The 19,150-nt window shown below is 37.9% G+C and carries 16 protein-coding genes; 9 read left to right on the top strand and 7 right to left on the bottom strand.

Going from position 1 to position 19,150, the window contains the following annotated elements; translation table 11 throughout:
* The first annotated feature begins 147 nt into the window (after positions 1 to 147).
* From ACTJJF_RS20780 to ACTJJF_RS20770, 3 genes are all read left to right on the top strand, one after another.
* On the top strand, positions 148 to 1,476 hold the full coding sequence (locus ACTJJF_RS20780; protein WP_312305426.1) for a hydroxymethylglutaryl-CoA synthase family protein: 1,329 nt from the start codon (positions 148 to 150) through the stop codon (positions 1,474 to 1,476).
* A 570-nt stretch (positions 1,477 to 2,046) separates the two neighbouring features.
* A complete protein-coding gene (locus tag ACTJJF_RS20775) occupies positions 2,047 to 4,899 on the top strand; it encodes a SusC/RagA family TonB-linked outer membrane protein (RefSeq protein ID WP_440700885.1) in 2,853 nt (950 codons plus the stop codon).
* Positions 4,900 to 4,911: 12 nt separating this feature from the next.
* The gene (locus ACTJJF_RS20770) at positions 4,912 to 6,534 is read left to right on the top strand and encodes a RagB/SusD family nutrient uptake outer membrane protein (protein ID WP_440700884.1); all 1,623 of its coding nucleotides are present in this window, start codon (positions 4,912 to 4,914) and stop codon (positions 6,532 to 6,534) included.
* 78 nt (positions 6,535 to 6,612) lie between these two features.
* On the opposite strand, the gene ACTJJF_RS20765 is transcribed toward ACTJJF_RS20770, so the two are convergent.
* Positions 6,613 to 7,548, bottom strand: a complete 936-nt coding sequence (locus ACTJJF_RS20765) for a helix-turn-helix domain-containing protein (protein WP_440700883.1) — start codon at positions 7,546 to 7,548, stop codon at positions 6,613 to 6,615.
* A 181-nt stretch (positions 7,549 to 7,729) separates the two neighbouring features.
* Between ACTJJF_RS20765 and ACTJJF_RS20760 the strand changes: the two genes are divergently transcribed.
* Together ACTJJF_RS20760 and ACTJJF_RS20755 are read left to right on the top strand one after the other, a co-directional pair.
* Positions 7,730 to 9,259, top strand: a complete 1,530-nt coding sequence (locus ACTJJF_RS20760; RefSeq protein ID WP_312305417.1) for an aldehyde dehydrogenase family protein — start codon at positions 7,730 to 7,732, stop codon at positions 9,257 to 9,259.
* Positions 9,260 to 9,584: 325 nt separating this feature from the next.
* On the top strand, positions 9,585 to 9,968 hold the full coding sequence (locus ACTJJF_RS20755) for a DUF779 domain-containing protein (protein WP_065398803.1): 384 nt from the start codon (positions 9,585 to 9,587) through the stop codon (positions 9,966 to 9,968).
* 55 nt (positions 9,969 to 10,023) lie between these two features.
* On the opposite strand, the gene ACTJJF_RS20750 is transcribed toward ACTJJF_RS20755, so the two are convergent.
* Positions 10,024 to 11,229 (bottom strand): dicarboxylate/amino acid:cation symporter, encoded by a 1,206-nt coding sequence (locus tag ACTJJF_RS20750; protein ID WP_440700882.1) that lies wholly within the window; start codon positions 11,227 to 11,229, stop codon positions 10,024 to 10,026.
* Between the two features lie 94 nt (positions 11,230 to 11,323).
* Here ACTJJF_RS20750 and ACTJJF_RS20745 point away from each other — a divergent pair, with 94 nt between their 5' ends.
* The 3 genes from ACTJJF_RS20745 to ACTJJF_RS20735 are packed head-to-tail and all read left to right on the top strand — an operon-like array spanning position 11,324 to position 13,101.
* The gene (locus ACTJJF_RS20745; RefSeq protein ID WP_312305409.1) at positions 11,324 to 12,235 is read left to right on the top strand and encodes a J domain-containing protein; all 912 of its coding nucleotides are present in this window, start codon (positions 11,324 to 11,326) and stop codon (positions 12,233 to 12,235) included.
* Positions 12,236 to 12,238: 3 nt separating this feature from the next.
* A complete protein-coding gene (locus ACTJJF_RS20740; RefSeq protein WP_312305407.1) occupies positions 12,239 to 12,541 on the top strand; it encodes a chaperone modulator CbpM in 303 nt (100 codons plus the stop codon).
* 32 nt (positions 12,542 to 12,573) lie between these two features.
* Positions 12,574 to 13,101 (top strand): hypothetical protein, encoded by a 528-nt coding sequence (locus ACTJJF_RS20735; RefSeq protein ID WP_440700881.1) that lies wholly within the window; start codon positions 12,574 to 12,576, stop codon positions 13,099 to 13,101.
* An 83-nt stretch (positions 13,102 to 13,184) separates the two neighbouring features.
* Here the strand turns inward: ACTJJF_RS20735 and ACTJJF_RS20730 are convergent, their stop codons facing one another.
* A complete protein-coding gene (locus ACTJJF_RS20730; RefSeq protein WP_440700880.1) occupies positions 13,185 to 14,168 on the bottom strand; it encodes a PLP-dependent cysteine synthase family protein in 984 nt (327 codons plus the stop codon).
* Positions 14,169 to 14,279: 111 nt separating this feature from the next.
* A complete protein-coding gene (locus ACTJJF_RS20725) occupies positions 14,280 to 15,509 on the bottom strand; it encodes an ABC transporter permease (RefSeq protein WP_440700879.1) in 1,230 nt (409 codons plus the stop codon).
* A 4-nt stretch (positions 15,510 to 15,513) separates the two neighbouring features.
* On the opposite strand from ACTJJF_RS20725, the gene ACTJJF_RS20720 reads away from it, so the two are divergent.
* Positions 15,514 to 16,710: an exo-beta-N-acetylmuramidase NamZ family protein gene (locus ACTJJF_RS20720; protein WP_440700878.1), complete on the top strand. Its 1,197-nt coding sequence runs from the start codon at positions 15,514 to 15,516 to the stop codon at positions 16,708 to 16,710.
* Positions 16,711 to 16,863: 153 nt separating this feature from the next.
* Here the strand turns inward: ACTJJF_RS20720 and ACTJJF_RS20715 are convergent, their stop codons facing one another.
* The 3 genes from ACTJJF_RS20715 to ACTJJF_RS20705 are packed head-to-tail and all read right to left on the bottom strand — an operon-like array spanning position 16,864 to position 18,884.
* Complete coding sequence (locus ACTJJF_RS20715) at positions 16,864 to 17,070, bottom strand: hypothetical protein (protein WP_065398796.1); 207 nt, start codon at positions 17,068 to 17,070, stop codon at positions 16,864 to 16,866.
* A gap of 4 nt (positions 17,071 to 17,074) precedes the next feature.
* Positions 17,075 to 17,698 carry a DUF3575 domain-containing protein gene (locus ACTJJF_RS20710; RefSeq protein WP_440700877.1) on the bottom strand — a complete coding sequence of 208 codons (624 nt, stop codon included), beginning with the start codon at positions 17,696 to 17,698 and terminating at the stop codon, positions 17,075 to 17,077.
* Between the two features lie 7 nt (positions 17,699 to 17,705).
* The gene (locus tag ACTJJF_RS20705; RefSeq protein WP_440700876.1) at positions 17,706 to 18,884 is read right to left on the bottom strand and encodes a thioredoxin family protein; all 1,179 of its coding nucleotides are present in this window, start codon (positions 18,882 to 18,884) and stop codon (positions 17,706 to 17,708) included.
* Between the last annotated feature and the right edge of the window lie 266 nt (positions 18,885 to 19,150).

Genomic DNA, 19,150 nt, shown 5'->3' with positions numbered 1-19,150 from the left:
TGAGATTTTAACTTCAGAATCTCCCTGCTTCTATTGGTGTCATATATAAACTTCCTGGTTGGTTTTTAATAATATTACAAAAATCAGTGGTTTTTACAGCTGTTTTTTACAAGATCTTTCATAAATTCGTTTAAAATTTGAAAAATTATGAGTTTTGGAATTGAAGCGGCAAGCTATTATGTGCCTTCTTTGTATTTGGAAATTAAAGATTTAGCGGAAAAGAGAGGCATAGAACCGGCAAAATTGGAGAAAGGGCTGGGACTTCATAAAATGGGGCTTTCTGATGTTCATGAAGATGCAGCTACTTTTGCGGCGGAAGCATTATTAAGATTAATCAAAGATTACAGCATCGCCCCTAAAGAAATAGCAAGGGTTTATTTGGGTACGGAAAGTGCTGTGGATGCAGCAAAACCTACTGCCTCTTATGCTGTACAGATGGTAGAAAAAGTGCTTGAAGAAGAATATGGCGAAAGAAGCTTTAAAAACTGTGATGTGCTCGATATGACTTTTGCCTGTGTAGGCGGTGTAGATGCCTTGCACAATGCTTTGGACTTTGTAAGAGTAAATCCTGGTAAAAAAGCAGTGGTAATAGCCAGTGATTATGCTAAATATGAATTAGCTTCTTCCGGAGAATATACACAAGGTGGGGGAGCAGTTGCCCTACTGGTATCTTCAAACCCGGATCTCCTTGAAATTGAAAATAACTGGGGAGTAGCTTCAGAAAGCGTTTTCGACTTTTTTAAGCCCAGAAGGCAATACAATAAAGAAGCCCTGAAGAATGCACCGGAAAATTATCCTGAGAAAATTGAGATCTTCACAGATGAACCGGTATTTGACGGGCAGTATTCCAATCAGTGTTATCAGGACAGGATCAGGGAAGCTTATCATCATTATAAAGAGATTACAAAACAGGAAAAGCCTTATGAGAGCTGGAAATATATTATTTTCCACCTTCCGTATGCATTTCACGGGAAAAGAATATTTACGGAGATCTACAGCCTTGAGAACGGACTTCCCTATGGGACGTCTGATGAGCAAAAAGCTGTTGCAAAATCTGAAAATTATCTGCAGCTTATCAATAATAAGATAGAAAAAACCCAGCGGGCCTCTTCTGAAATAGGGAATATGTATACTGCTTCTGTTTTTATGGCGCTTTTATCCGCCCTGCAGACTTCTTTTAATGAGAATGAGGAACTATCCGGAAAAGAAATAGGTTTTGTAGGGTACGGAAGCGGTTCTAAATCAAAAGTTTTTGCCGGAAAGGTTTCTGAAAACTGGAAAAACGTGGTGGCAAAATGGAACTTATTTGAAAATTTAAATGATCGAACAGCCGTTGACTTTGAAACCTATGAGCAATTGCACAGAAAGCAGCTTAAAAGGTCTGTAAACAGTTATTATAAAGGTTTCGGGCTTGTTTCTATTGAGACTGATAATCCTGTTTTAGAAGGGGCGAGATATTACGGATATCAGAAATAATATAATTTGATAGGTATTATAAAAAGCATTTCATTTTTGGAATGCTTTATTTTTTTAATTTAAATTGAATCTGATAGGGTAAAAAATCTATGCTAAAATTTTTTAAAAAGAGCTTCCAATAATGAAGTGATTTAAATCAATTATACGAACAAATTTTTGGTATGATTTTCGCCAAAACTGTCTTTTAGTACCTCTTCCTGTTTTTTATCAGATTATTTTTAGTGAAAATTAAGAAAAAATACCCTTTATTCTACGTTGTTTTGTGCAAAATCCGATGATATTAAGTTTTATATTTTTCGTTAAAAAATCTATTTAAGTTTATTTTTTTTACCATAATTGGTTAATTGATGAATTTTGATTTTAATTTCAATTTTTGTTAAAATTCCCTTAATATTTGAAATGCTTTGAGTTTCGTTAAAAATTTAAAAACAATTAAAATTTTTCTTTACCGTTTATTGGAGATTGCTGCGGATATTCCTGTTCTGACAAGCTGTTTTCAGCGTTTATTGAATTGATGTTGTTGATATTTATTAACATATTTGTCACTTCAATATATTAAAATTTGTTAATATGAATGTGAAACTGCGTGTTTTGACAGTTGGAGTCCTGTTTTTTACAGGGCAAGCTGCATTTGCTCAAGAAAAAGAATCTAAGAACGGGAAGGACAAAGAAACTAAGATTGAGGAAGTAGTTGTTTTGGGGTATAGCAAAACTGCTACAAAAGCTAAAACGACAACATCTTCAGTAACTGTAGGTGCTGAAACTTTGGAAAACAGACCGAATATTTCGGTACTGAACTCAATTCAGGGTACGGCTCCAGGTATTGTAGTAAACTCTGCTTCGGGTTCTCCGGGTTCAGGGAAATTCAATATCCTGATCAGAGGAACAAGTTCCCTTAATGGTTCTACAGATCCTTTATACGTTATAGACGGGGTGATTACTTCAGGGTCTCAGTTCAGAAACCTGAACTCTTATGATATTGATACATTCAGTATCCTGAAAGATGCCCAGGCTACCGCTATCTATGGTAACAGAGCTGCAAACGGAGTTGTTGTAATTACAACAAAAGGAGGAAAATTCAATTCCGGACTAAAGGTTTCTTATGATGCCCTGACTTCTTTCAGTAAGTTACCCGGAAATAAATACAACGCATCAAATGCTCGTGAGTTACTACAGCTTCAGAAGATTTTGCAGGCAGGAAAAGGTAATACTTTAACACAGCAGGAGATTGACAACTGGGGAACAGATACTGATTGGAACAAAGTATTTACCCGTATCGGTATTTCTCAGCAACATAACCTTGCCATCACCGGAGGTGGAGAAAATATCAACAACTTCTTATCTTTAGGATACGTAGACAGTGAAGGTACTGTGAGATCTACAGACTTCAAAAGATTTACATTAAGAAACAACCTTAATGGTAAGTCTAAAAACGGAAAATTAACTTTCGGTTCTATCATCGGTCTAGGATATTCCAAGAGAAACCAGCTGGATGATGAAACCAATACAGGGATTGCTAACAACACCCTTCAGAACCCATTATTCGGAGGTATTCTTTCAAGACCGTACATCGGACCATCACCTTATGCAAACGGAAGAGAGCTTTACAATGCTATTGGAAATGATGCAACGAACAACAGACAGTGGATTCTTCAGGATAACGTTAATGGAGGTATCCAGAACAGATTCACCGAATTAAGTATTTCTGCCAATGCCAATGTAAACTATAAGATTACAGATTACCTGAGCATCGGAAACAGAACAGGTATTGAATATAAAGAATATCAGAGAACCTTCGCAAGATCACCACTAGGTTACCTTTCTATCAGTGTTGCAAACAGTGACGGATCTGCTTATGGAGGAAATGAAGATTTCACAACAACACAGGATTTAACATTCAACAGTATTACGAACATTACGTTCAATAAGTCTTTTGGAGACCACACCATTAGTGCTGGGGCATACATGGACTATATCAAAGCTCATGTTAATTCAACTTTCCAGAGACAAAACGGTCTGAACCCATTACAATGGCAGTTTGGTGCGGGAACAGGTTATATTCCGTTTAACCCGGATACTCCGAACTATTACAGACCTTCAGTAAGTGCTTCTAAAGTAACTGCAGGTACACTGGCTTACTTTGGAACATTAGACTATGATTACAAAGACAAATATGGAGTAAGTGGGGTTGTAAGAAGAGATGGTTCTTATCGTTTCCTTCCTACAAACAGATGGGAGACTTTCTGGTCAGTAGCAGGTAGATGGAATATTGACAAAGAAAACTTCATGGCTGATTCAGGATTCAGATTATTAAAGTTAAGAGCTTCCATTGGTACTACAGGTAACCAGAACTTAGGAATTGCTTCGGATAATCAAAACCCATTGGCATTACTTCCCAATAACTTCCTTGACCTTTATTCCGGTATTTCAGGATATCAGAACTTGTTAGGGTACAACTTTACCAACCTTTCAAATCCTTATTTGAAGTGGGAACAGGTAAAACAGACTAACATCGGTTTGGACTTTAATTATAAAGGCCTGATCGAAGGTAGCGTTGATTATTATCAGAAGAGAACAACAAGAATGTTCAATGACCTTCAGAAATCTTCAGTTACAGGATACTATTCTATCAGAGGAAATGACGGAATCCTTGATAACAAAGGTGTTGAAGGGTTGATCAGATATAATGCGATTAAAACTGCAGATACAAAACTATCCATCTTTGCCAATGCAGCTTATAACTCCAACAAAATCGTATCGATGGGAAGTGAAAACCTTGCCGGTGATGTTGTACATGCGATAGGAGGACCTGCTGGGCAGTATCAGTTATATCCATACATCGGAGTAAATCCTGATAATGGAAACTTACAGTTTCTTGATAGAAACGGAAACATAACTGAAGCACCTACATCTGGTGATAGAAGGTTGACAGGAAAATCCCGTTATGCTAAATTTACAGGAGGTTTTGGATTCAACTTCCAGCACAAAGGATGGTTCTTTGATACATTATTCTCTTTCCAACAGGGAGGTTGGATTTATGATAACTTAAACTCCTGGTTAATGGATCCAAATGCAGTAGTCAACAGAAACCTTTCTGCAGATCTGTTAAATGCATGGACTCCTGATAACAGAAACACGGACGTACCTTCATTAGGTGCAAAAAACCTGAGCTTAGGTTCTTCAGACAGATTCTTACGCAGATCAGACTTTGTAAGACTTAAGAATATCTCAATAGGATACAACTTTACTAAAGAGCAGTTAGGTAAATTGCCGGTAAGAGGTATTAAAGTATTTGTTCAGGCTGAAAACCTTTATACATGGACAAAATGGAAAGGATTTGACCCGGAGCCGATTACTTCGTATTCACTAAATGTCTATCCGAACCCAAAAACCGTATCGGTAGGTTTAAATGTTGATTTTTAATAGAGAAGAATTATGAAAAGAATAATAAATACAGTATTAATTGTAGCAACTTTATCATCTGCAGCATTTACTTTGAACAGCTGCCAGGATGCACTAGATATCACACAGGCTGGGGAATTGCAGGAGAAAGACCTTTATACGAATGTAGCCAACCTGAAAGAAGTTTTGAATGGTTCTGTATATGCTCAGTTGGATCCGATGGATGAGATCTATTTTACAGCCGTATTTACAGATGAAGTAAAGCCTGGTTCTGCTAGTGGAGGTCAGGAATATTCTCTACACAGATTCTTCCTTGATGCTGCCAGCCCTGTTGTAACAGGAGGTACTGTAGGGACTGCTGGAAGTGATGGTATCTGGTTAAATAACTACAGAGTTATTAACAGAGTCAACAGACTATTGGAAGGAGCAAAAAGAATTACCCCTTCTACAGATAAAGAAAAGGACGAATATAATAATATCCTTGCACAGGCAAGAGCTATCAGAGCATATTGCTATGTACAGCTAGAGGCTTATTTCTCTAAGGACATGAAGAACCCTAATGAATTAGGTGTTATTCTTTTGAAAGATGTTCCTTCTACAGATGCACAGTTGCCAAGAGCAAAAAATCAGGATGTATATGATTTCATTAATGCTGATTTGGATTATGCAAGAGGAATATTAACGTATTCTGCTGCATCAGATCAGGGAGCAAGATATTTTGCAGATAAAGGGTTTGTGAATGCTGTAACGGCTCGTTTTAATTTGTATAGAGGAAATATGCCTTTGGCAAAACAATATGCAAATGAAGTGATTACAGATACGAAACTGAAGCTGACTGTAGCTGATCCTGCTGTAACTCCAACAGCTCCTGTTATTGATGTTAGTTCTGCTACAACTACTTGGGCTAAAGAGTTTTATAATGTTGCAACTTCTTTCAACCCTTACAGAAACCTGTGGAATGATTCTTCAAGAGGTGAAATTGTTTTCTCTCTAAACAGACTTCCATTGGGTGCAGGAGGAAGCATCGGTTCAAAATGGAATACCAACCAGTCTCAGCTGAATGGTTCACCAATGTGGTTCTGGGGAAGAAACTTATATAACCTGTTTCAGAGTATTCCGGGGGATATCAGAAAATATGCTTATGTAGATCCAAGCTCAAAGGCAAATCCTAATTATGCAAGTGCAACAGCCGGAAATACAAGAGGTGATGGTTTGGTAGTTGATAAATACCCTGGTAAAACAGCGATCGCTACCAGAAATGATGTGAAAGTTTTCAGATTATCAGAAATGTATTTCATTGCAGCTGAAGCTGAAGTGGCTGCAGGAAATCTTTCAGCAGCTCGTGACCTGATCCAGAAAGTAAGAGAAGCAAGAAATTATCAGAATGCAGCGGTAACTCCTGCTTACGCCAATACTCAGGTGGCTTATGCAGATATCCTGAAAGAGCGTAGAGTAGAATTAGCACTTGAAGGGCACCGTTACCTTGACTTGAAGAGACTTGCAGTAGCAGCAAACGTATCTATGGACAGAAACGCTACGGATGATGTGATTGCAGTTGAAAACCTTGAGAATGGTGACTACAGATATACGTTACCTATTCCAATTAAGGAAATGTCGGCTAACCCGAATATCAAACAAAACGACGGTTACTATTAATCGAAGTTAAAATTAAAATACCCCTGGAGTCTTACTTCAGGGGATTTTTTATATTTAATCAGGAGACAATTGGAAATTTTATAAACAGCTATCCAGAATATGCTGTCTGTTCTGATAATTTTTCGGGGTAACCCCTACAAGCTGTTTGAAAACCCGTGTAAAATAGTTGGTATCTGAAAATCCGGTCTGATAAGCCGTTTCTTTAATGCTGTTCTGGCTGGCCAGCAATTCTTTAGCCTTATTGATTCTTTCCTGCAGAATAAAGTCGTTGGGAGAAGTCCCGAATTCATCTTTAAACATTTTAAAGAAATTAGATTTGCTCACATAGGCGAGCTTTGCAATACTGTCTATGGAAAGCTTCTGATGCAGGTTTCTTTTGATATAATCTACCACAAACCCTATTCTTGATCTGTTTTTTACAATATTCTTTTCAACCATACTTCTGGCCTGGGTCTGCATCAGTCTGATCAGAAGTTCTTTCAGGGCAAAATCAGCCATGATATCCTTCTGGGAATTATCATCCATAGCAATTCTCATAATATTATTAGTAGCAGAAGCCAGTGCCTGATTATTAAAAAGAAAATATTCATCCAGCTGAATGTTCCATTGGGAAGACTCATCCACCTTAGGAAGATTATAATTTAAATAATTAAGAGAATTCTCTATAAAATCAGGATTAAGGCTCAAAGAAATACATTGTGTAGGTGTATTGTCTGCTTCAGGAAAATCAATCACCATTGTTTCCCCTGGCGCTACCAGAATGCTTTCTCCCGGAAAATAATCAAAATAACCGGTCTTATTATCCAGTTTCATATGTTTTTTGCCCCGCAGCATTGCTGTAAAAGCTATATTTTCAAAATGAAGTTTTACCCCGAAAGCCGTCTTATGTGTTTCATAAATGCTGAACTCACAATTATTCAGATTGAATTTTGTCTGGTTTTCAACAAGGCTCAATAGTTGGTTTTCCTTATGTAATTCGGGAGTATTTAATAAAATCTTACTATTGTTGTTCATTTCTGACTTTTTTTGAAAGGGAAGTAACTCAAATATAGAAAATTTGACTGTACGTTGCTGTTAATAAAATTATAAAATTCAACCTCTGTAGCATTCTGCACTTTTTTTATACGATTGTGCTATGCTTTTTTTTTCCGTACCTGTAAATTGGCATTATTCAAAAAATTAAAATAATACAGATATGAGCACTCTTACAGAACCCAGATCAACAACTCTTTTACAGCGACCAGAGTTCAAAAGCAGATATGATAATTATATTGACGGAAAATTTACACCACCTGTTAAAGGGCAGTATTTTGATGTCGTGTCTCCGGTAGACGGGAAGAATTTTACCCAGGTAGCCCATTCATCCAAAGAAGATTTGGAACTCGCTGTAGATGCTGCAGCAAAAGCTTTTCAAACCTGGAAAAATACCTCATCCACAGAGCGAAGCATTATCCTGAATAAAATTGCAGACAGAATAGAGCAGAACCTTGAATATCTGGCTACAGTAGAAACCATAGACAATGGGAAAGCAGTCAGAGAAACATTGGCTGCAGATTTACCATTGGCTATTGATCATTTCAGATACTTTGCCTCAGTAATCCGTGCAGATGAAGGCTCTCATAACGAACTGGACAAGGATACCGTATCACTGATCGTGCATGAACCTCTTGGAGTCATTGCCCAGATTATCCCGTGGAATTTTCCGATCCTGATGGCTGTCTGGAAACTGGCTCCGGCACTGGCAGCAGGAAATTGTGTAGTATTGAAGCCTGCAGAAAGTACCCCTGTTTCCATTATGATTCTGATGGAGCTGATAGGAGATTTATTACCTCCGGGAGTCATTAATATCGTCAACGGTTTCGGAGCAGAGCTGGGAAGAGCTTTAGTAACAAATCCTAAGGTAGCTAAGGCTGCATTTACCGGATCTACAGCTACAGGACGTCTTGTAATGCAATATGCAACGGAAAATATCATTCCGGTGACATTGGAATTAGGAGGGAAATCGCCGAATGTTTTCTTCAATTCGGTGATGGATGCAGATGATGAATTTTTAGATAAAGCCATTGAAGGAGCCGTTCTTTTCGCTCTTAATCAGGGAGAGATTTGTACATGCCCTTCAAGACTGCTGGTTCAGGAAGGTATTGCTGACGCTTTCATTGAAAAGGTGATCGAAAGAGTAAAAGCCATCAAAGTAGGAAACCCTTTGGATAAAACTGTAATGATGGGAGCTCAGGCCTCAAAGATTCAAAAAGATAAAATTCTTTCCTATATCCAGCTGGGAATTGATGAGGGAGCGGAAGTACTGGTAGGAGGCGATGTCAACCATTTGGGAGAAGACCTGGAAGATGGGTTCTACATTCAGCCAACTGTTTTCAAAGGAAATAACAGAATGAGAATTTTCCAGGAAGAAATTTTCGGTCCTGTGCTCGCATTTACCACCTTCAAAGATGAGGAGGAAGCAGTGAAAATTGCCAACGATACGATGTATGGCTTAGGAGCAGGAGTATGGACGAGAGATGCCCATCAGTTGTACAATATTCCACGTCAGATAGAGGCGGGAAGAGTTTGGGTGAACCAATATCATTCCTATCCGGCCGGAGCACCTTTCGGTGGATATAAACAGTCGGGAATCGGAAGAGAGAACCATAAAATGATGCTTGACCATTACCGTCAGACCAAAAATATGCTGATCTCTTACAACAAAAATAAATTAGGCTTCTTTTAATATTAATTTTAGGGCGTGCCCGTTTGCCCTGGCTTTGTCCGGGGGCGACGGTCGGGCTATTCAGGGCTGCACTTCGTTTCGGTGCTCCATTGCATTTCGCACCGGCTCGTTCCTCGCCGCCCTTACTATCCCTCACGCAGAGAATTATGAATAAGCTGATCAGCAATGCCGGACATACTGAGCAGAAAAAGTAATTGATAATATAATCATAGTGGATATTACCAACTCAAATTAGACATGATAAGAGTTGAAAGGTTCGGCAAAGCTTTTGCCGGACTTTTTTACAGGCAGACCTTCTTTACAATGAATTGAAAAAAATAAAAAAATGGAAACAGGAATATCAAGACTTTCAGCAACAGAGAAAGCACTTGAAGTGATCAGGCAGCTTGAAGAGCAATATGGCCCACTGATGTTTTATCAGGCAGGAGGCTGTTGCGAAGGAACGCAGCCCCAATGTTTTGAAAAAGGCGGTTTTTTTCCAAGGATGAACGATGCGATGATCGGCACAATCAACGGCTATGAATTCTGGATAGACCGTGATCTTTTTGAATACTGGAAATACTCACATTTCACCCTGGATGTTACGGACGGATTCGGCCCGGGAGGCTTTTCTCTTGAAACACCTTTGGGAAAAACCTTTAAAGTACAGTACAGACTCTTCACACCGGAAGAATATGAGCATCTGGAACCTGTAAAGCGTAGTGAATAGAATGTTTTATATAAACAATACTTTAGCAAAGTAAGTTCATTGGTTCTTAAAGAAATTAAGAGGAGACCTTCACAAACCGGTTGACAAACATGGCGGCGACAATATCTCCAACAGAATTCAGAACCGTAGCCAGAGGGTCTACCAGAGTTCCGATAATCATTACTGCAGGAATGGCTTCCTGAGGGAGTTTATAAACCGAAATCATAAGCATTTCCCCAATATATCCGCCATTGGGTATCCCACCCGCCACAATACTTACAAACACTGTAATTCCCAGGGCTAACAGCAGGTTGGCAGGATCAAAGAAATCTTTTCCAATAATTAAAAAAGCCACATAGATTTTAATAATCGAAGACATCGAAGAACCATTCTTATGCAGGGTTGTTCCAATTGGAATTACCAGATTCGCAATCGAATTCGGAATTCCTATTTTAGAGGCTGCCTGTAGATTGGCCGGCATTGTTGCAAAGCTGCTGCAGGTGCTTATCGCTGTAAGAGTAGGGTAGATCGCATTGGTCCAAAAATTTTTTACTCCTCTCTGCCCACTGGCCATAAACGCATACATTGAAAAAAACACAAGAAAATAAATAATTCCGGCAACATAATACAGACCTAAAGGTTTAGCATAAAACCCGAAAAGCTGTGGCCCCAATGTAGCCACCTGGTAAGCAAAATAAGCTCCCAAACCAATAGGTGCCAGCTTCATTACCAACAGAAGAAGCTCCTTCATCACCTCATACCCTGATGCTATAAAAACTCTGAAAGGCTGCCCTGCATCACCTGTTTTTCGGGCTGCAAATCCTGTCATGAAAGCAAAAATAAGAAGCGCCAGCATATTCTGCCTCGAGAACAGGGCTGTAAACTCTCCTACGGTAAAGAAACTTACAATCCTGTTTCCCCAACTGTCCTCATTCGCAGCTTCTGTAATCATATCAGAACTTCCTGAAACTCCGGAAACCGGAAAAAGATAGACTGCACAGATTGTAAAAATAGCTGCTGTTAAAATAAAGAATAGAAAGGTAAGGGCCATCACAAGAATAATCCTACCGAATTTAGACTGCTGGTCCAATGATGCAATAGAATTGGACACCGCAAAGAATACAAGAGGGACTACACTCACAAAAAGAAGATTAAGGAAAATATCCCCTAAAGGTTTAATATATTCCACAAAACCCGGAGCAACAATTCCTATGATGCTTCCAACAGTGATTCCCAATAGTAAAAATATAATTCCTGAATAGTTCTTTAAGACCTCTTTCATGTGGCACTTTTTTATCAAAGATAGGTTTATTTTTAACATTTCGTTGTACAATTTTCAGACCTAAATTTCATAAATTTGGGTAAACATCGTTTCTATGGCTTATATAGATTACTATAAAATTTTAGGTGTAGACAAGAATGCAACACAGGATGATATCAAAAAGGCTTACCGGAAATTAGCCAGAAAACTTCATCCTGACCTTAATCCTGATGATAAAGAATCAGAAAGAAAATTCAAAGAGCTGAACGAAGCCAATGAAGTGCTCAGTAGTCCGGAAAATCGTGCAAAGTATGATAAGTATGGAGAAAACTGGAAGCATGGTGAAGAATATGAGAAAGCTCAGCAACAGCAAAGACAGTATCAGCAGCAACAGAACTACAATGGTGGTTTTTCCGGTGCAGATTTTGGTGAAGGCGAAGATTTTTCAGATTTCTTCCAGAACATGTTTGGCGGATCCGGCGGCTTCGGCAAAAGTTCAAGAGGAAGGGCTTCCGGAAAATTCAAAGGGCAGGATATACAGGCAGAACTGAACCTTACATTAAGGGATGCTGCCGTAACTCATCCGCAAACTTTTGAGATCAATGGTAAAAAAGTGAGAATTACAATTCCTGCCGGAGTCTATGATGGGCAGAAAATTAAATTAAAAGGTCATGGAAATCCCGGAGTGAATGGCGGCCCAGGCGGGGATCTCTATATCATATTCAATATTCCTGCAGATCCTGATTTTGAAAGAGTTGGTGATGATCTTAAAACAAAAGTGGCTATAGACCTGTATACTGCAGTTTTAGGAGGAGATGTAAAGGTGAATACGCTGGATGGAAGCGTCAACCTTAAAGTAAAACCGGAAACTCAAAACGGAATGACCGTAAGGCTGAAAGGAAAAGGCTTCCCTGTCTATAAGAAAGATGGAGAGCATGGTGATCTTTTTGTAACCTACGAGGTAAAAATGCCTACCAACCTTACAGAAAAGCAGAAAGAACTTTTTGAACAACTTAAAAATTCCTAGGCTATGAATGAAAAAATATCACGGGAAGAACTCGTAAGAATATACAATATAGAAATCACCTTTTTTGATGAGCTGGTAGATTATGGCCTGTTAAAAGTATATATTGAAGATGATATTCATTATCTGATGTATGAAGACCTGCCTGATCTGGAAAAATTTGCCAACTGGCATTATGATCTTGAAATCAATCTTCCGGGTCTGGAAGTGATTCATAATATGCTGAAAAAGCTGGATGCCTTAAACAAAAGAAACCGGGAGCTGATGAATAAACTTTCCGCAATAAGTGACAAATATGAAGATATTTAATGTAGTTTTGTAGCTTTTTAAAGCAAGTCATTATGAATGAGGAAAAGGTTATCACATTGAAACCGGACAGAAAGATTTTTGAAGATATTTATTTTAGCGGTAATCAGGACAGCCTGCTTTTTTCCCAAACGACTAAAAGCAAAACAATAACAACTATTCTCGTTGCTCTTATCCTGGCAATTGTATTTCTTTTCAAAGACAGTTTGAGTAAAGACAGCAAGGGAATCTTATATTTTCTGAGCTTTATATTTCTGCTGTGTGCCGTTTTCCTTTCAGTAAGCGTTAATAAGGTTTCAAGATGGAAAAAACAGGTAAACGGCTACCTGAATCTGCTTGAAAAATGCAAAGTATATGAAATCAGATTTGACCAAAACTTCTTCACAGTCAATATTGATGGTGAAAAAGAAACCAGCGAATGGAAAGATTTCGGGTACTTCGACAGCAATAATGAGTTCATTTCCATGGAAGGAAAATACAGTTATATGTTCCCCAAAAAATCAATGAGTGAGAAAGAGTACAATCTGCTTAAAAAAATTGGTAAGGAAAATATTAATATATAAAAAAACGGAGCAAAATTTTGCTCCGTTTTTTTATTGGCCATAGGGTTCTGTAAATCACAGACTCCCATTTAATTTTCTTTGTTTTATTCCAGCCAGCCCATTTCTTTCATCCATTCATCATTGTAGATTTTTCCTACATATCTTGAACCGTGGTCGTGAAGCAATACTACAATAACATCATCTTTAGTGAACTGATCTTTCATCTGGATTAATGATGCAATCGCACTTCCTGCAGAATATCCACAGAAAATACCCTCTTCCTTAGCCAGCTTTCTTGCATAGATGGCACCATCCTTATCCGTTACTTTTTCAAAGTGATCAATTACAGACATATCATAGTTCTCTGGAATAATGTCTTCCCCGATTCCTTCTGTAATATACGTGTAAGCATGATCATAGTGAAGTTCTCCTGTTTCATGGAATTCTTTCAGAATAGATCCATAAGTATCTACACCAATTACTTTGATATCCTTGTTTTTCTCTTTGAAGAAAGTTCCACAACCTGTAATGGTTCCTCCCGTTCCTGCTCCTACCACAAAGTGGGTAAGCTTTCCTTCTGTCTGTTCCCAGATTTCCGGAGCTGTAGATTCGTAATGAGCAGCTCTGTTGGATAGGTTGTCATATTGATTAACATACCAGCCATTTTCCGTTTCTTTGGCCAGTCTTTTGGATACTGAATAATAAGAACGCGGGTCAGTAGGCTTTACATCTGTAGGGCAAACAATAACTTCTGCTCCTACAGCACGAAGAATGTCACATTTTTCTTTTGATTGCTTGGAATTCGTTACAAAGATACATTTGTAGCCTTTGATGATGGCAGCCAATGCCAATCCCATTCCTGTATTTCCGGAAGTCCCTTCAATGATGGTTCCGCCCGGTTTTAATCTGCCGTCTTTTTCAGCATCTTCGATCATTTTAAGAGCCATTCTGTCCTTTACGGAATTTCCCGGATTGAATGTCTCTACTTTTGCTAAAACTAAAGCTGGAAAATCTTCACCTAATACATTGTTAAGTTTTACCAACGGTGTATTACCTATAGTTTCAAGAATATTTTTTGCGTATTTCATAAATGTTTTATAAGCGGTGCAAAGATAACGCTTTTAAAATTATCTGTACTCCGGATCGTATTGAAAATAAATGAAAAGCTGCTCAAGCAGCAGCTTTTTTATCTTTAAAGATTAGTTATATTTGATAGCCTTCACAGGAGAAATTTTACTGATCAGGTAACTCGGAATAATTAAAGCAAGTCCGGAAATAATCAGAATTCCTACAGAAATGGAAACAATGGCAATAGGGTTAAGATCTACCGGAACGGTACTTACATAATAGTTTTCCGGGTTAAGTTTTATTATCCCAAAGAATTTCTGAATTAAAATCAAGCCAAGCCCTATGGCATTTCCATATAGAAGTCCGGGGATCATGATGATCAAGGTATAATTGATGAAGGTTGCTCTTATCTGAGAATTGCTTGCTCCTAAAGTTTTAAGAAGCCCGATAGAGTTTGTTCTTTCAATAATCAGGATCAGAAGAACCATAATGATATTGATCACCACTACAATCAGCATAATGATAATGATCAGGGCAATATTGGTATCGAAAATACTGATCCAGTCTGTGATCTGAGGGAACTTTTCCGTTGCTTTTTCAGCATAGTTCTTGTAGCCGATCAGTTTTTCTATTTCAGGGAAGTCTTTATCAATATCATTAACGTTCGTGAGGAAGATATCAATTCCACCAATCTCATCAGTCTTCATATCCTGAATTTTTCTGGCATGATTGATCCCTCCGATAACAAATTGGTCATCAATCAGTTTAATATCAGTTTTATAGATTCCTATAATCCGGAATTTACGGTAAAGTGGTTTTTGATCGGCTTTTAAAAATACAGTGACAATACTGTCGTTGACTTTAAGGTGCAGATCGTTGGCTATTTTCTGAGAAATGGTAATATCATTATTAAATCCTTTCTCCGTTACCTTTGGAGTAGTTCCTGAAAGAAGAAATTTTTTAAATCTTAAGCTGTCAAAATCTTTCCCGATTCCTTTAAAGATAATCCCTGCAAAGTTATGCTCGTTTCGCATAACCCCGGTAACAGTGACGTATTTCTGAGTGCTTGCCACATCCGGAAGGTCTTTTATTTTAGTAATATTCAATCCCTGCTTATCAAGTACAGAGGTATTGTAAGAAGAATTTGAGCGTGTGGATCTTACGGTGATATGTCCGCTGAAATCTGCCAGCCTCTCTTTGATAGCCTTTTTAGAACCGAATCCTGTGGCCACGGTAATCAGGGATACGATGATTCCCAATGCTACGGAAAGCCTGCCAATGAAGATGATAACCCTTGAAAGGTTATTTTTGTTATCTTTGGAAAATGCTATTTTTCTAGAGAAATATAAAGGAAATTTCAAGCTTATGAATTTAGATTTCAAAATTAAAAATTTACTTCTGATTTGCCTAATTTTTTTAGGAGTATTCAACCAATATTATTCTCAGATTCAAACCCAACCGGATTTTAAAACGGGGGCAGACCAGCCTGAGGTTTATCTTCCATTATTAAAAAATAAAACGATAGGAGTTGTTACCAATCAGACCGGTCTGATGAGTGACAGAACCCATTTGGTAGATTTTTTAGTAAAGAACGGAATCAGGATCAAAGCTATTTTTGCACCGGAACATGGCTTCAGAGGCGATGCTGATGCAGGAGCAAAAGTAAAAAATGGAGTTGATGTGAAAACGGGAATACCCATTGTTTCTTTATATGCAAGCAATAAAAAGCCAAAACCGGAACAACTGGCCGGAATTGATATTGTTGTTTTCGATATTCAGGATGTAGGAGTAAGATTCTATACCTATATTTCTACATTAACTTATCTGATGGAGGCTGGTGCTGAAAATAATGTTGAAGTTCTTGTGCTGGATCGTCCTAATCCACATGACGGATATACTGACGGCCCGGTATTGAGAAAAAAATGGGCAAGCTTTGTAGGAATGCACGAAGTTCCTGTGGTGTACGGACTGACAATAGGAGAATATGGAAAAATGGTGAACGGTGAAAAGTGGCTTAAAAATGGTGTTCAGGCTAAATATACACTGGTTCCGATGAAGAACTATCATAAAAAGCAACGCTATCCGATACTGGATAAACCTTCGCCTAATCTGCCGAATGATAAAGCGATCAACCTATACCCAAGCTTATGCTTTTTTGAAGGAACTCAGGTTTCTGTAGGAAGAGGAACAGATCTTCCTTTTCAGATATATGGTTCCCCATGGACCGGGAATTTGCCTTATCAGTTTACTCCCAAGCCAAGTTATGGAGCCAAAGATCCTTTCCTGAACGGGAAATTATGTTACGGAGAAAATCTTTCCGATTATCCAAACGATCTACGGGAACTGAACCTTGAATGGGTTATGAAGGCATACAAAAACTATAAAAACCCACAGCAGGATTTCTTTTTGAAGAACCTTTGGTTTGATACCCTATCCGGAACTGATGATTTCAGAAAACAGATCATCGCAGGGAAATCAATTCCGGAGATCAAAGCTTCATGGAAAAAGGATCTTGAAAGCTTTGAAAAGATCAGAACCAAATATGTGGTTTATGAAGATTAATTAGCGTCAATCTGAAATGAAAACTTCCAACTTTAAAAAGTTGGAAGTCATAAGTCATAGGAAATGACTTTTATCTCTGTTTTATACTTTTCAAAAGAATACTTAGTGTAACGACTGAAAGTCACCTTAAGCTTTCACCTTTGAACTTTTTAATCAATCAAAATTCTGAGGAGGATTCTTGTCATTTTTACCCTTATTTAATATAAAGAGTCCGATCGTTAATCCTACAACGCCTGCAAAAGCGGTCAGGAGTGCCCTTTGTAATTTATCCGGGAGGTCATTTCCAAGATAATTCATTAAAAAAAGGATCACAAAAGTGATCACTGAAATGATAATATGATTTTTTCCGAATGGTTTCATTGTACTATTTAAGTTTATAAGAAATCATAATGCCCCCTCTGTAAGGTATGATTTCACCACTTTTATTAAATTTCTCTGCAGAATCATAACGCCTTCCTGTTGAGCGGTCATAACCTTTGTAAAACCCTTGTGATGATCCTATTGTAGCATAAATGTCCAGGTTCAGGCGATCAGATAACTGGAATTGATAGCCTCCTGTGACTCCAATCATAACGGAATATCCTTTTTGATAGAGATTGGAGCTATCAAGAACTTCACCACTATCAGTCACAAACGTTCCACTCCAATAATTCCATTTTTGAAGATTATAAGCTGAAACACCAACGTTAGCCCCTACATACCAATGTTTGAAGGCTTCTTTAAAATAATACCTTCCCTCAACCGAAAGAGAGTACATCTGTAATTTATGTCCCGCAAAAGACTTCCACGGTGAAATAAAGACATCCCCCTGAATAGTATATTTAGGACTTATTTGTTTTTCAATACCGGCGTTTAAAATACCTATAGGAATAAAGAGTGCATTACCTTTTATATATAAGCTCTTATCTTCATTTTGTTCCTGCTCCTGTGCGTTTATAGATCCCATTGCAAGGAAAGCTAAAACACCCGTTAATACTCTGTATTTCATCAATCTGTTATTGTATTTTCTTTAATAATTCGTCTGCCAGTGTAGTATCTTTATTCACCTGGGCAGCCATGTTTTTGGACATTTCAGCGTAATTTTTTGCTGTTTCCTTATTTCCAGTCAGGTAGTAAAGTTTTGCCAGAATATAAGTATTCTCCGATGTTTCTCCTCTCATGACAGACTTTTCAGCCCATTCCGTTGCTTTTTTTAATGATGATGGGGTTTTTACATGATCTGCAAATACCCATGCTGCTCTTAAAAGTTCATTAGGGTCAAATGTATCTGAGTTTTTATAATATTCTAAGGCTGCTTTTTCGTATTCAGGGAAGTTGGCGTTTTGCTCATAGTAGCTAAGCTTTGTCTGATTGAGCTTTGCCGTAGCGGCTTGCTTTCCTACCAATGGCTCAGCCGTTTTCATGAAATAATCATCATTGATCTTTTTGTTTTTATCATCAATAGACTGTTCCACAACTTTTGCTAATCTAAGCTGGGCATTAAATTCATTATAAGTCTCTTCGGGTAAAAATTTTATGATCTCCGCCTTTCTGGATACAAATACATTATAATTGGCATCTTCAGATGACTTGATAAAATAAAGCAGAAGACCAATCTCATCCTTGGTCATTTCTTCTGTTTTCTTTTTATTCTCAAAATACCTTTCTGAAGCCTTTTTGGCAAATTCATAATCCGTACTGGAATTCAGCTTCATAACGTTGATCAGAAACTCAGGGTCTTTTTCTCCGTTGGCAAACCTTTCTTTAAGGGATCCTTTTTTATTCCCGGGTGCATTGATATCCTGTGCCATGGCTACAAAAAGACTTTCTTCCATATAGCCTGTATTTCGGGATACAAGTTCTCCTTCACCATTCAGGAAAAGATAAGTAGGATAAGAGCGTACTCCAAACTTGGCGGCAATATCTCTGCCTTCTCCCTTTTCCATGTCAAATCTTGCATTGATGAAGTTGCTATTGTAATAATCACTCACAGATTTCTGGGTAAAAACATTTTTCTCCATCATTTTGCAGGGACCACACCATGCAGCATAAGCATCAATGAAAACCAGCTTCTTTTCTTTTTTAGCTTTGGCTATAATATCTTTGAACGGGAGTTCCTGGAACTGAATATTAGTCTCTTGTGCTGAGATAACGATAGAGCAAAAAATAGATATCCCGGAGATGATCTTCTTCATTTTCAAATAAGATTTGTAAGCGAAGATAAATAATTTTCAAAATATAAAACGTTGAATCTGCTGATGAATAAGGATATTAACTAATTTTAAGATTTCTGTATTGTACTTTGATTGCTTCCGATTCACTGTAAAGAAGAAGATGCATTCCACTTTTATGCTGAAATGAACGGGTAATTTTCTCTTAACTCTTCAAAAATGAGAATAAAAACAGGTTGATTGGGAATAATTATATAATTATTGACCGATGCCGGAATTTTACAACAAAA

The sequence above is a fragment of the Chryseobacterium sp. 22458 genome (genome assembly GCF_052044975.1).
Lineage (GTDB): Bacteria > Bacteroidota > Bacteroidia > Flavobacteriales > Weeksellaceae > Chryseobacterium.
This window is presented reverse-complemented; position numbering and strand designations above follow the sequence as displayed.